Raw genomic sequence first — 14,198 nt, forward strand, 5'->3', positions numbered from 1 at the left:
CTTCTTTCTCCAATCCCTACAAATTATCCAAATCCGCCTCCTTCGGCTTCGACATCTGCTTCGATAAATTCATCGATAACCCAATAAAGAAGGTACGATACATCGGAGGAATCACCTCGAAGCGTTGTTTGCCATCAGCCGAATAACGGTAGCCGAATACGTTTTTACGGGCAAAAAGATTATCTAAGGTCGCATAAAAGACAATAAAGTTGCCTTTAATAGTGCGGATATGACTGGCGGATAAGCTTACATTCTGATACGGCTTAGTGTACTCCGGAATAAATGAAGTAGTTGCAAAATCATAATTCGGACGCCCACTGGTATGGGTGAAAGTAACACCTACATTGGTGCCAATTTTCTCAAAGAATTGTTTATACACTATACTTACATTGTGTTTAGAGGCAAAAGTAGGGGTAGTTTCTTTCAGATAATTTCTGAACATGCGTTCAGTATCCAGAAAGGAATAAGTTAACCAGAATTCACCGCTTTTGATACTCTTCTTATCTCTAAAAAACACATCAAAGCCTTGTGCATAACCTTTGCCACTATTATCTGTTAGTCCGGTCGGGAAACGATAGGGGTTCGGGTCATAATAATTCGTGTGTTCAACTACCAGATTCTTATAATATTTCTTAAAGCCCTCTACTCTGAAAGTACGGTCATTTTTGATAATCTGGTAATTTAGAATCAGGTGGTTGGCTAATTCATATCCTAATTTCTGATTCAGGTATAGATAGTTTTTTTCAGGTGTTTGGTAGAATTGTCCTGCGGCCAATGATACCTGGCTATATTGTCCGGTTTTATAAGCTAATGAGACACGTGGGGCAATATTTGCTTTGCTGATTACACTGGTGTATTCTGTTCGCATACCAAATCTTCCGGCCAGTTTGGGTGTCAGATACACCTCTGTTTCTACAAATGCCGCACTATAATTATCCCTTAAACTTAGATTATATTGATTATAAATATTGCCTACTTTAATAGCATGAAACTCTGCTCCGAATAAAACCGAACTGGTATTGTTTTTACCAAATAGCCTGGTCATAACTGCGCGTACTTGTGTGCGCTCATCTAATCTATCTCCATCGTCATTCCCTATTTTTATTTTGTCGCTGTTATGGCTATAAGATAAACCTGTTAATAATACCCATCGTCCCTCGTCAAAGTTTACCTGATAAGTACCATTCGTAAATACATTCTTATTCTTTAAATCGAAACGATACTTGGACCCAACCTCATCATAAGATGGAAACGACATCGCCGATTGATTATCTGAATAAGTGCCATACAACTTCAAAGTACTGTTTTTAGTAAGGTTTTCATTGACTGCTAAAGATGTATTTATGCCCTGCGGCACTTTATCAAACTGCACATTAGATTTCATCAGATTAAAGAAAGGAGAGAGGTTGGTATAATACAACGAACCTGAGATAATTCCTTTATGCGTATAAGTAGCACCCAGACCTGCCAGATTAGCATTGATATTCCACCCACTAATATCATCGGTTTTATCTTTGGTATTCAGTAATAATACCGACGAAAGCGCCTGGCCATATTGTGCCGAATATCCTCCGGTGCTAAAAGCAGTTCCTTTAAACATAAATGGTGTAAAACGTCCACGCTGAGGTACATCAGGCGTGCTGCTGAAAAATGGATTCTGTACAATCATGCCATCGATCACGGTTTTGGTTTCGTTGGCAGAGCCGCCTCTTACAAATAATCCTTCCTGTTCGCCTACCCGTTGAGCACCCGGCAATAACTGCATCACAGCCACAATATCAGCACCACCACCTGCAGTTGTTACAATATCAAGTGGCTTAAGCATCACCATCTTTTTACTATCCGATGCCTCAAATGTACCCGCTGTAATGGTAACCATATTCAGCGCATTCATCGCCTCCTGCAATTTAAGACTTACTTCGACGGATGAGTTATTTAAGGTGATTTTTTGCTCAAAGTTTTCATAACCTACAAAGCTGGCAGCCAGGGTAGCCGTATCTTTTCTACTGGTTCTGAAACTAAAGTTGCCTTCTGTATCGCTCGAAGCACCATCATAGCTACCTTTGATGAATATATTTGCACCAGGGAGCGCTTCTCCCTTTTTATCGGTTATGCGTCCTTTAATAGTAGTCTGGGCAAACAATTGAGGTATCAGAAAAAATAGAAATAGGAGATAAGGTAGTAGCTTGCTCATGTGCTGATTCGTTTAGATGATGAAACAAACCTATCGAAATGATGAGCAGAGCAGTAGTGATTTCCGACAAACACAGATTTTTAGGGAGTAAATTAGGCGTATGAAAAGATGGACACGCATAGTAAACAGGCAAACTAAGAGGTTTATACAGTATACACCTAACCGCGAAGTGGTAATATTTCAACTGCCTGCACAAGTAGGATGCTTGCTGATTGGTTTAGAAAAAAATCTTAATATTTAGCAACTTTTTTGCATAGTATCCATCATATACAAGTAAATAAGGTTCGCTCGATAAATAATTTCATCAACCTTAAAAATAACCACTCATCCAACCTTATTACCATTTATATAAATTTCAATAATAACAAGGTACTATGTATAACAATGTATCTTTTATTGCCCTATATTTGCAATACAAATTATGAATTATAAAGCGTTAAACTTTCAATAATTATGAAAAAGCTATTTAACTTAGTTCTCATTACTGTCTTATCAGTGGCCTTTTTCTCTTCTTGTAGACATAGAGGTGATATTTCTATTTCACATAATGAGTCAAATGATTTGTATAAATTTGTAGCTCATTTTCCTGAAGACCGAACCAAAGAAGTACAGCGCTATCTGGATGACAAATTAGAGAATGGTGGTGACTTTTCTTTTGTAAATTCAAAAATAGACGGTACAATTGCATTAGATAACAAAATGAATTTCTATATTAAAATGTATCCGGGTAATTTGAAGATAGAAATGAATAAATCGAAAAATTCCTATGAAAACTATGCTCGTATGAGAAAAATAGGGGAGGATATGGGAAAAATACTGAAAAATGACTAATATCGCTTATGGTTGAGATTTTTGATAATATTCATAAAATATATCAATACCAGGCTCCTTGTGGAGAATTGGGCGACTATATCGAATTTTTCTCAGAATCTTCTCCACAGGCTACACGTGAATATATTGCCAACGAACACTTCAATGTCAGGCTTTTTCCGAGTTGGACACCAACCATGTGGTTTAACTTAGGCTCGCCTTATCAATTGTTGATTAGTGATAAACGCTATTCCGTTCAATCTGGAGATGATGTACTATTGTTAAGAAATTCGATTGTTGAGCGGTATAACCTGCCAACTGACCATATTTTTACGGTCAAGTTTTCACCCGGAGGTTTTGAATCTATCTTTGGTATTAAGCAAAGCAGTTTAGGAGATTCGCTTATTAATCTCTCTATGCTTCTACCTACCCAACTGATTTATAAGATAAAAAAGATGGATAATTTTGAAGAACGGGTGAATCTATTACAAAGCTTCTTTCTTAATAAATTCAGGAAAAAGACTAATCAGGAATATTACTTCAGAACTGTGCAAAAAGCTATTGAAACCTACCAGATAAGCAATATGGAGTTTAATAGTACCGAAGTAGCCAGAGAAGTATTTGCTACCAATAAAACCATCTACCGCTATTTTAATCAGGTAATTGGTACTACGCCTAAAAACTATTTCTCCATTCTCAGAGTCAGAACGGCACTTCAAAATTATGTAGCTGCTCAATCAGATTTTAGCCCCTATGATTTTGGTTATTATGATATGAGCCATTTTTATAAAGATGTAGTGAAGTTTACTGGTCGAAAATTAATTGATAATCTCGCCTAAATTGTCCATTTTTTACTAAGTTTTACTGATGAAAGCCCATAGCTTTGCTGAAAATAAGTCTAATATTCATGAAAAAGCTTTCAATCATCACTTTAGTAAGTCTTTCAGTTAATGTAGCATTTGCACAAAAAAAAGCTACCTACACCCCCAAAATCGAACCTTGCCCTTGTGCCTTTAAGGCCGATAGCAGCCTGAAAACTATATGTGGCTATCTGATTGTCCCTGAAAACAGAAACAAGCCTAATGGCAAGACAATCAAATTACCTTATATAATCGCTGAAAGTAATAATCCGAACAAAAAGAAAGACCCTGTACTTTTTACAGGAGGCGGCCCAGGTGCCAGTTCTCTAGGTTTTATCCGTTCAGTTCATAATCGCTCCCTGATTAGAGACCGCGATTTTATTACATTCGAGCAACGGGGTACTCACTTTGCTGTACCTAATTTAAATTGTAATGATATTGGAGAAGCCCTAAAAAAAGCCTTTATATATAATCTGCCTAAAGACAGTATGATATTGGTTGGGGTAAAACAGTGCAGAGCCAAGTTAGTTGCTCAAGGCATCGATTTAGCAGGCTATAATACTGTTGAAAGTGCCGCAGATATAGAAGATTTACGTAAAGTTTTAAAAATTGATTCTTTAAATCTGTTTGGTGCCTCCTATAGCGGAGGGCTCATGCCTACAGTTCTTAAAAACCACCCTGATGGTATCAGGTCTTTGATTTTAGATTCACCATTACCCGAATTTGTTAATATTGATGAAGAAGAATTAGTCAATTTCAACGAGGCGCTAAATACAGTATTGACCAAATATGAAGCTGATACAATAGCTAAGTTGCCTTACGGAAAGTTAAAAGATAAGTTTAAACAATATTTTACAGGTATTACAGGTAAAGACTTTACCATTAAATATCTACCTAAGGATGCGAAAGATAGTCTGACTATCCATTATTCTCAAGGTGAGTTGATTGGGTATCTGTTAGATGTTCTCTATGATTTCTCACGAATCAAAGATATTCCTTTTATTGTCTCAGAAATGATACAAGGCCGTCATCAGTTGTATATTAAATCGTTTCTTGATGGTATTTTTCGCAATGGCGGGCCATCAGGTATGCGTTTGTCGGTATATTGTTCTGATAAAATGGCCTTTGCACGGGATGTGGTTATTAAACAACAATATCAGCTTTATCCTTATATGGCAGGCGCAGGATATTATGTGAATGATGTGTATCGAAGTATGTGCGATTGCTGGAAAGTGCCACCTATTGTTGATGAAACCAAGATGCCTTTTTATTCGAAAGTTCCGGTGCTTTTAGGTGGAGGAGATACCGACCCTGCTACCCGACCGATTTATAATGATATGATGCATCATTTTATGCCTAATAGCCAGCGTGTATTGTTTAAAGGTCGTTCGCATTGCCCAACTATGAGAGGAGATGGGGATAGCTTTATTTCTCAGTTTCTCAATAATCCTTATAAGAAAGTAGTTTCTACTAATAAAGATATTATTGTGTATTGATCATAGGGCATTTGCATAACCAAAGCAAATGCCTTATCTCGTTATTTCAAATGCATTTTCCCAAAATGCTCCGGGCGGTGAAAGGCAGGGTTTTTGCCGCTCATAGTCGGGCTCCAGCACAGGAAATTACATTCTTTGGGGTTACATTTCCAGTCTTTGTTGGTATGTGATTGTAGCGAAACAATGCGGTAAAAATTAACGCGATAATCTTTGGTTCTTTTAGGGCCAATCAATGTTAAAGGTATTTGTAAGGTACCGCTCCAGGTTTGACCACTGGTATGTACCATGTGTTTAATACCTGCATTTTCGTAACTAATCATATCAGCAGAATTCCCACCTCCATGCCCTTTGGTTGGGTTATGTATTTTTCCTATCCATATCACATTGTTAGGATTGATTTCCAATTCCAGATAACGGTCAGGTACTACTGTTCCTTCAGCTATAAATACCTCAAACACTTCCTGATTATACATCTCTGTATTATGAACAGTATAAGTGTTCTCGTTCCAGTAGGGATTTTGTCTGCACTCAAAATCTACATATAAGTATTCATCATCATATTTCAGCTTGACCAAAGTTTCCTGTGGAGCTTGTAACCCATCAGTTGAGTGTCTGAAATACTTCTGGTCGATTGATTTCCATTCGTTTTTCGATAGCGAAATTGTATAATCAGAGAGTGGCATAAGAAAGAACAGGATATAAGGATAAAGGAAATTGAGCATAGTCAGGTTTTTGGGTGAATAAACAAAAACGTCAGAATCTTTTCAGGATTCTGACGTATATCAAGTCTAAAATCAGGCGATTATCATATTATGATAGACGTTCTGCACGTCGTCGTCCTCTTCCAGTTTTTCTATCAGTTTTTCAACATCTGCAGCTTCCGCTTCCGAGATAGTTTTCATATCAGTCGGAATCCTCTCGAAATCGGCCTGCAATAACTCAAAACCTTTTTCTTCCAGAAATTTCTGAATAGCTCCGAAAGCAGTAAACTCTCCATAGATGTTGATTTGATTGGTTTCTTCGTCTAAGAAAACTTCTTCTGCTCCAAAATCAATCAATTCAAATTCCAGTTCTTCTACATCAATTTTATCGCTCTTGGCAATCTTGAAAACAGATTTTCTGTCGAAGATAAAATCCAGCATCCCAGATGTGCCTAGGCTACCACCACATTTTGAGAAATAACTGCGGATATTGGCTACCGAGCGATTGGTGTTATCGGTAGTACACTCAACCAGTATGGCAATACCATGTTGTGCGTATCCTTCATATACCATCTCTTTATAGTCTTCCTGATCTTTTGAAGATGCTCGCTTGATCGCGTTTTCTACGTTTGCTTTAGGCATATTGGCTGCCTTCGCATTCTGGATAATCGCTCTTAGGCGAGAGTTACTGTTCGGGTCAGGGCCGGCAGACTTCACAGCAATCGCTATATCTTTACCAATACGGGTAAATGTTTTAGCCATTTGCCCCCAACGCTTCATTTTACGAGCTTTTCTAAATTCAAACGCTCTTCCCATATATAATATAATTTCTATTATTAATAATTATCCGCCTTATTTTAACCAAAACAAGGCGGAATTTGAGAGTGCGAAATTAGAAAAATTTCGATTAAAAATCCACTTATTTCTCTCTATAAGGCAAATGTTTAGCTACTTGTGCTATTAACTGACTCGACATATGATGTGGAGTATCCAGACGGCTATTCGGGCGTTGCGATAAATTAGTTTTCCACAATAGTTCTCCACTAGCCGCATCATATAGATTCACATTGGTTGATACCCCATCATTGCCCATATAAGTCGGCATCATAGAATAACGGTTCTGGCGTGTGATAGTAATACCCAGTTGTCCCCAGATAACTGCGTCAACACCTAGTAAGCGAGCTAAACTCCCTTTATCCTGTTGTCCGATGTCTTCTAATCTGATACCGCTTTCGGCAAGAATCTTATTGGTTTTAGAAAAATCCTGAAAAGCTAATTCGTATTTGCCTTTTTCTACCTGTTTAGCAGCATAAGCAAATAATTCTTTCTGGGTATCCAGACTCGCTTCACGTTCTTGCTGGCTGAAAAACTTCTGGGCACGGGTATCTGGTTTACGGTTAGCAGGGTTCTCAAACTGCACATCAAAAGGCAAAATAGCCACTTTTTGGTGGGTATTTTTTACTTTAGCAAAATTGTCTGACAAGAAATCTCTTGAAGCAGAACAGGCAGATAGCACCGCTGCTAAAAGGATTATCGCAATGAAATTTTTATTTGGTTGTTTGGTTATCATTTTGTTGTTGTTTTACCAAGTATTTAACGAAATTTGAGAAAATTTCTTTTGTAATCTTGTACGATTTTTCAAATTGGGCTTTATTTTAGATAGTTTTATTTTTAAAAAGATTAAAAGTAGATATTCTTTTAATTTTAGCTAAACAAGCAATTAAAATTCATGAGGCATTTTGCAATTGGTATCATCTGGCGTGTGGGTATTTTGAGTGTAATACTAATGGGGCTGGTTTATTTTTTCCTACAAGGCCAGTGGTCAGCCGTAGGCTTGTTTAGTATTTTAGTGGCCCTCATTTTCTTCTGGATATTTACTTATACTACCTCTATCAATCGCAAGCTAGCCCGCTTTTTTGAGTCGGTTCGCTATTCAGATTTTACGGTAAAATTCCGGTCAGATAATAAACTAGGTAAAAGCTTCGAAGAGGTGAATCAACAATTCAATGGGGTATTAGAAGCCTTCCGTCAGGCCCGTGCCGAGAAAGAGGCGAACCTGCATTATATCAATACGATTGTACAGCACGTAAACGTGGGTCTTTTATCCTACGATTCATCAGGAAATATCGAATTAATTAATAATGCTGCCTTTCGAATTCTGAACATCTATCGTTTGCGGAATATCAACGAATTAGCCAAAACCAGCCATTCAGGCTTATTTGATATTTTAAATGATATTTCATCAGGTAGTAAAGCACTCTATCAGACGTCTAACGAAAAGCAAATATCTATTAATGCCGCTACTGTAAGTTTGAGAGGCAGAGTAATTAAACTGATTTCTTTACAAAATATCCAGTCGGAGTTACAGCAGAAAGAGTTGGAAGCCTGGCAAAACCTGACTAAGGTATTACGGCACGAAATCATGAATTCCGTAACGCCAATCGTTTCGTTAGCAAGTACTATGCGCGAAATCATTGAATTAGACCTTTCAGCAAAAGATGATATTCAGGAAACAGTAGCTGACTTGAAAGAAGCCCTTTTTACGATTGAAAATCGAAGTAAGGGTATCATGAACTTTGTGAATGCTTACCGCGAGTTTACGAGTATTCCTAAACCTAAGTTTGAAGAAACTAATTCAAAAGACCTGATAGCGCAGGTATTGAATCTGGTTCAACCACAGTTAAAAGAAAAACAGGTTACTTTGAAAACTGATTTCAAAGAAGATTTTGAATTATTAGCAGATACTGAGCAGATAGAAATGGTATTGATTAATATCATCAAAAATGGGGTAGAGGCAGTTGAAAACCGATTGAACCCGCAGATACGAATCAGAACGTATGAAATAGATGAGCAGAGAATCATTGAAATTGCCGATAATGGTAGCGGTATTGAGCCGGAAGCTCTGGAGAAAATATTCATTCCGTTTTACACCACAAAAAAAACAGGCTCAGGTATCGGCCTCAGCCTTTCAAGACAGATTATGCAAATGCATGGCGGGAATCTGAAGGTATCGTCTAAGGTTGGGGAGGGTAGTAAGTTTTTGATTATATTTTAGTTCTAATTTGTGGCGCGAACCTCCAGTTCGCCCCAAAATAAAAACAGCCCGCTGTCATCGACAACGGGCTGTTTTTATTTTGCATTAAAAGCAAATTATGCTTCTGTTTCTTCGCTTGCTTCTGTTTCAGCTACTGGAGCCGAAGTTTCTTCTTCGATTGGTAAAACAGGTGTTTCATCTGCAACCGCTTTAGCTTTAGGAGCTGCTTCGTCTACTGCACGTTTAGCATCTTCTTCTTCTTGAAGGGCAGCGTTATCTTTATCCATTTTACGCTCCATGATACCTTCTTCGATTGCTTTTCCTAGTGCCAGGGTAATTAAAGCAACTGATTTGTAAGCATCATCATTCGCCGGGATCGGATACTCAACTGCTTCAGGATTTGAGTTAGTATCGCACATAGCGATTACCGGGATACCTAATCTGTGAGCTTCAGCTACGGCAAGGTGTTCACGTTTTACGTCAACAACAAACAAAGCAGCTGGAAGTCTTGATAAATCAGCTACACCACCTAGTAATCTTTCTAATTTGATACGCTCACGATCAAGCATTAAACGCTCACGTTTCGCGATATTGCTAGCTGTAGCTTCGTCTTTCAACATACGCTCAACATTCTGCAATTTTTTCAAAGATTTCTTGATAGTTGCAAAGTTTGTCAACATACCACCTAACCAACGCTCAGTTACGTAAGGCATTTTCAAGCGTTTTGCTTCTTCTGCCACGATTTCCTGTGCTTGTTTTTTGGTAGCAACAAACATGATTTTACGACCAGAACGAACAATTCCTTTTACTACCTGTTGAGCTTCCTCAATACAAGCTAAAGTTTTGTTAAGGTCGATAATGTGGATACCGTTTTTCTCCATGAAGATATATGGAGCCATTTTCGGATCCCATTTACGGGTAAGGTGACCAAAGTGTACACCTGCATCTAAAAGGTCTTTGTACTGTAATTGTGCCATTTTTGGTAAAATGAAAAATGATTGAAAAAAGTTAAACTACGCAGCACAGCACGTCGGCATCACTGTAAGTGCTGTCTGGACAAAAAAGAATTTACGAATTACATATAGCCGGCACCAAATCGATGCAACAACCAGATGTAATTCGTAAAAAATATTAACGTTTCGAGAATTGGAATCTCTTACGAGCTTTACGGCGACCGTATTTCTTACGCTCAACCATACGAGAGTCACGAGTTAAGAAACCTTCTTTTTTCAATGCAGGACGGTTCTCGGTGTTTGCTTCACACAATGCACGAGCAATTGCCATACGCACTGCTTCTGCTTGTCCGGCAATACCACCACCTTGTACATTTACTTTAAGATCGTACTGACCAGTTGCATTTACAGCCGTAAATGGTTGGTTTAATACGATTTGAAGAATTTCAGAAGGAAAATACTCCTTTAATTCACGACCATTCACAGTAACTGCTCCATTTCCCTGTTTCATATAGATACGGGCAACAGCTGTTTTTCTTCTACCTACTGCGTTGATAACTTGCATTATTATATAGGAATTTTGAAAATTTTCTAAAAATTAAAATTGTTTGCCCGATTAGTATGACAGTTCAACAGTTTTTGGCGATTGAGCTGCATGTGGGTGATTTGGTCCTTCGTACACATATAGATTTGTGTAAAGACGACGACCTAAACGTCCTTTTGGTAACATACCTTTTACGGCATATTCAACTACACGACGACCATCTTTTGCCAATACCTCACGAGGCGTAGCAAAACGTTGTCCACCTGGGTGACCAGTGTGGCGGATATAAACTTTGTCAGTCATTTTCTTTCCTGTCAGGCGGATTTTCTCAGCGTTGATAACAATTACATTATCGCCACAATCTACATGCGGAGTATAGTTTGTTTTGTTTTTACCACGAATGATATTCGCGATCTGGCTGCACAAACGACCTAAAACTTTATCGGTAGCGTCTATTACCACCCATTCTTTATTTACGGTTCCGTTATTTGCGGAAATCGTTTTGTAACTTAAATGTTTCACAATTATAAATTATTAAATGTGTTTGAAAAAAGCTTGTGTCATCGTAGTTTTAATCATTGCCCCCAAAAGCTTTGACTAACACAGGATAACTTTTTTTCGCGAATTTTCGAGGTGTTGAAACAACACATAGCAACTCCGGAAACAGTTACTTCTCAAAATTTACAATCCCCTCGAACAAACGGGCTACGCTACGAGGGTAGTATTTTGGGGCTGCAAAATTAGACAATTCCTGATAAAAAAGCAATTCTTTCTCTTTTTTTTCTCCTAACTCCTTGAAAATTAGTTGTTCTGCTAATAAGAAGTTAGTTTTGTTAGATATTTAGAGTCATGTTATAACTTCCCATAAACAGCAATGAGATTAAAACAACTTTTTAGCCTTGCCATCTTTCTGGTGATTCTTCAACCAGCTATGGCTCAATGGAAACTGAATGACCAAACGCCTGTACCGGTCTCTACAGCTATTAATTTTCAGTCTGCTCAATTGTATGCGACAGACGATGATGCCAATAGCTATTACGTCTGGTCTGATTACAGAACAGGCGTGATTGAACTCTATGCACAAAAGTTCGACAGCAAAGGCGTAGCCCAATGGCAAAAAGATGGTATAAGAATAGGAAACGTATTAAATGCCTATGATATACTTTATAGTCAACGGGTGATCAGACCTGACGGACAAGGAGGCGCATTTATTGGCTGGCATCTTTTACCTGATGTGAATAGCAGGGGACACCGCCAGTTTTATATGCAACATGTCTCTAAAGATGGAAAAGCCTTATGGGCAAATGGAGGGGTTAAAGTAACTGACCGTGAGTTATGGACAGCCGAACCTTACGATGATGTATTTGATATTGTGGTTAGTAACAATCAGCTACTGCTTATTTTTAATCAATATATAGGTAATACGGGCATCAACGCAGTGTATACTAAGAAACTGGATTTTGATGGTAAAACTATAGAAGCCGAAAAGAAGCTATTTGAAAATAACAGAATAGAAGATAAGGTTATCTATGATTCAAAAAACAGCCGATTCCTGGCCCTGATTAAAGATACTCAGTTTGATTATGTGTTTCAGACATTTGATGTTACCAATAAGCCTCTCATCCCAAGTCCAATTGCCGTTTATCAAAACCCGGTTAGTGGTAATTCTCGCATAGATTTATTTAAGGTAGATAATCAAGGTAATGCAGTAATAGGAAGAACACTATCGATAGACGATGGCAGAAAAATGGTATTTGCGCATAAAGTAGATATTGAAGGTAAGCCTATCTGGGGTAATAATGGTCTTAAAATGGGCTCAGATTATACCTTTGATATACAGATTGTACCGACTAGTGATGGTGGTGGCATTGCTACCTGGGTTGAAACTGCTAACCCACAGCAACCTTTTAAAATAGCTAAAATAACGGCGACTGGGAATGTTCTCTGGCAAAACGATGTATTTGTGCCTAAGTCTGACAAACCTTATCAGCTGCCCAATAAATTAGAGTCAGATGGCAAGGATGGTGTTTATACCTTATGGCTTGCCCCAAAGACTATTGGATACGATTTGACTGTACAACATTTTGATAATAATGGCTCACCGAGATTTGGTGCTGATGGCATCGCCTTTAAGGACTTTACTTATTATAGTGGCCCTCGCGTAATTCCGTATCCTAAGGGTGGGGTAATTGTATTCTGGGGTGCTAATAAAGAAGAATCAGACGGAATCGGATTTACAGTAGATTTATATACTAATTATATTAATGAAGTGGGAAGATTTGGATTTGACGAATCTGCTACCATTGAAATAGCTCCCGTACAACCTAATAAAATGTGTGCAGGCCAGCCATTTAATATTTCTATTGCTAGTACCGGCCCGGCATTTAATTTTGATAATGTTTTTAAGGTCTTAATATCTGATAAGAATGGTAGTTTTGTTAATGCTACCGAAATAGGTCAGGATGCCCGAAAAACAATTAGTGTAAAGCCACCGCAGGAATTGGAAGAAGGAACCTATAAAATAAAAGTAGTTTCTACCTCGCCAATGATTGAAAGTAATCTGATAGAAATAATAATTGATGAGCCTGGTGCGCCTATCATTAATGCCGATAAAATAGCTGCCTGTTCTGGTGAGACATTTAAATTGATCGCTTCAGGTTGTGAGGGTGGAACCGTTAAATGGTCTAACAACCAGGAAGGAACCTCTATTTCTATAGCCTTAGAAAATAGCACAAGCTTTACAGCCATTTGTAGTGTGGCCGGTTGCAAAAACAGCGTAGCGTCTAATGAAATTGCATTACAGGTAAATAAAGCAACTATAACTGCTGATAAGCTGTCGGGTTGTTTGGGTGAAACATTTAAATTGACGGCTTCTGGCTGTGAAGGAGGAACGATCAAATGGTCGAATAATCAGGAAGGAACCTCTATTTCTGTAGCCTTAGAAAACTCAACCAAGTTTACAGCGACATGTACGGTACCAGGGTGTAGCAATAGCGTAATTTCTAACGAAATCTCAATACAGGTAAATAACGTAACGGCTACTGCTACTAATACTGGACCCATTTATGTTGGGGAGTCTATTAAACTAAGCAGTACTGGTGGTGTAAAATATGCCTGGACAGGCCCTAACTCTTTTGTGTCAAGCGAACAGAACCCTACTATTGCCAGTGCAACTCTGGCAATGGGTGGTGTTTATGCGGTATTGGTTACAGATAGTAATAACTGTACGGCAAAAGCAGAAACTACCGTATTAATTAATAACCTGTTGGGCATAGAGAAAGAAGTAAATATCCGCACTTTCCCGAATCCGACGAGCCATGAAGTGATAGTAGAGTTTTATGCCACGGCTAATAACCCCGTTAGTATTTCATTGATTGATATGAAAGGCTCGGTAATAGGCGAAAGAAAAATCAAAGCACTAGGTGGGTATCAGAAGGAAGTAGTAGACATCCGCTATTTTGCCCGAGGCCAGTATTTAGTAAAAGTAAACACCTCACAAAAAGAAGTAGTTAAAAAAATAATTATAGAAAATTAAGAAATTGAGTGATTTAGTAAATGAGTGATTGTGTGATTAATTACGAATTAGTGAATGATGAATTAGCGAAT

General features: G+C 38.1%; 12 protein-coding genes. 5 read left to right on the forward strand and 7 right to left on the reverse strand.

The features are described from left to right. Positions 1 to 16: 16 nt before the first annotated feature. Complete coding sequence (locus tag D0T08_RS15970) at positions 17 to 2,194, reverse strand: TonB-dependent receptor (protein ID WP_116983665.1); 2,178 nt, start codon at positions 2,192 to 2,194, stop codon at positions 17 to 19. Positions 2,195 to 2,647: 453 nt separating this feature from the next. Between D0T08_RS15970 and D0T08_RS15975 the strand changes: the two genes are divergently transcribed. The 3 genes from D0T08_RS15975 (at position 2,648) to D0T08_RS15985 (ending at position 5,360) form a co-directional block, all read left to right on the forward strand. Further along, complete coding sequence (locus D0T08_RS15975) at positions 2,648 to 3,025, forward strand: hypothetical protein (RefSeq protein ID WP_116983666.1); 378 nt, start codon at positions 2,648 to 2,650, stop codon at positions 3,023 to 3,025. A gap of 8 nt (positions 3,026 to 3,033) precedes the next feature. Then, positions 3,034 to 3,843 carry a helix-turn-helix domain-containing protein gene (locus tag D0T08_RS15980; protein ID WP_116983667.1) on the forward strand — a complete coding sequence of 270 codons (810 nt, stop codon included), beginning with the start codon at positions 3,034 to 3,036 and terminating at the stop codon, positions 3,841 to 3,843. Between the two features lie 68 nt (positions 3,844 to 3,911). Beyond that, positions 3,912 to 5,360, forward strand: a complete 1,449-nt coding sequence (locus D0T08_RS15985; protein WP_116983668.1) for an alpha/beta fold hydrolase — start codon at positions 3,912 to 3,914, stop codon at positions 5,358 to 5,360. A gap of 41 nt (positions 5,361 to 5,401) precedes the next feature. Here D0T08_RS15985 and D0T08_RS15990 read toward each other — a convergent pair whose 3' ends face one another. The 3 genes from D0T08_RS15990 to D0T08_RS16000 form a co-directional block, all read right to left on the reverse strand. Beyond that, entirely contained in the window at positions 5,402 to 6,082 is a 681-nt protein-coding gene (locus tag D0T08_RS15990; RefSeq protein ID WP_116983669.1) for a carbohydrate-binding family 9-like protein, read from the reverse strand. A gap of 72 nt (positions 6,083 to 6,154) precedes the next feature. Beyond that, a complete protein-coding gene (locus D0T08_RS15995) occupies positions 6,155 to 6,877 on the reverse strand; it encodes a YebC/PmpR family DNA-binding transcriptional regulator (protein ID WP_116983670.1) in 723 nt (240 codons plus the stop codon). Positions 6,878 to 6,980: 103 nt separating this feature from the next. Next, positions 6,981 to 7,631 carry a hypothetical protein gene (locus D0T08_RS16000; RefSeq protein ID WP_116983671.1) on the reverse strand — a complete coding sequence of 217 codons (651 nt, stop codon included), beginning with the start codon at positions 7,629 to 7,631 and terminating at the stop codon, positions 6,981 to 6,983. 159 nt (positions 7,632 to 7,790) lie between these two features. On the opposite strand from D0T08_RS16000, the gene D0T08_RS16005 reads away from it, so the two are divergent. Next, positions 7,791 to 9,116 (forward strand): PAS domain-containing sensor histidine kinase, encoded by a 1,326-nt coding sequence (locus D0T08_RS16005; protein ID WP_116983672.1) that lies wholly within the window; start codon positions 7,791 to 7,793, stop codon positions 9,114 to 9,116. A 95-nt stretch (positions 9,117 to 9,211) separates the two neighbouring features. Here D0T08_RS16005 and rpsB read toward each other — a convergent pair whose 3' ends face one another. The 3 genes from rpsB to rplM all read right to left on the reverse strand — a co-directional run bounded on the left by rpsB (position 9,212) and on the right by rplM (position 11,114). Beyond that, entirely contained in the window at positions 9,212 to 10,072 is an 861-nt protein-coding gene (gene rpsB / locus D0T08_RS16010; protein WP_116983673.1) for a 30S ribosomal protein S2, read from the reverse strand. Between the two features lie 154 nt (positions 10,073 to 10,226). Continuing rightward, on the reverse strand, positions 10,227 to 10,613 hold the full coding sequence (rpsI, locus tag D0T08_RS16015) for a 30S ribosomal protein S9 (RefSeq protein WP_101724513.1): 387 nt from the start codon (positions 10,611 to 10,613) through the stop codon (positions 10,227 to 10,229). A 51-nt stretch (positions 10,614 to 10,664) separates the two neighbouring features. After that, complete coding sequence (gene rplM, locus D0T08_RS16020) at positions 10,665 to 11,114, reverse strand: 50S ribosomal protein L13 (protein WP_116983674.1); 450 nt, start codon at positions 11,112 to 11,114, stop codon at positions 10,665 to 10,667. Between the two features lie 352 nt (positions 11,115 to 11,466). Here rplM and D0T08_RS16025 point away from each other — a divergent pair, with 352 nt between their 5' ends. Continuing rightward, on the forward strand, positions 11,467 to 14,127 hold the full coding sequence (locus D0T08_RS16025; RefSeq protein ID WP_116983675.1) for a T9SS type A sorting domain-containing protein: 2,661 nt from the start codon (positions 11,467 to 11,469) through the stop codon (positions 14,125 to 14,127). The last annotated feature ends 71 nt before the right edge of the window (positions 14,128 to 14,198 follow it).

It is taken from the genome of Emticicia sp. C21, from assembly GCF_003418935.1.
Taxonomy (GTDB): Bacteria; Bacteroidota; Bacteroidia; order Cytophagales; family Spirosomataceae; genus Emticicia.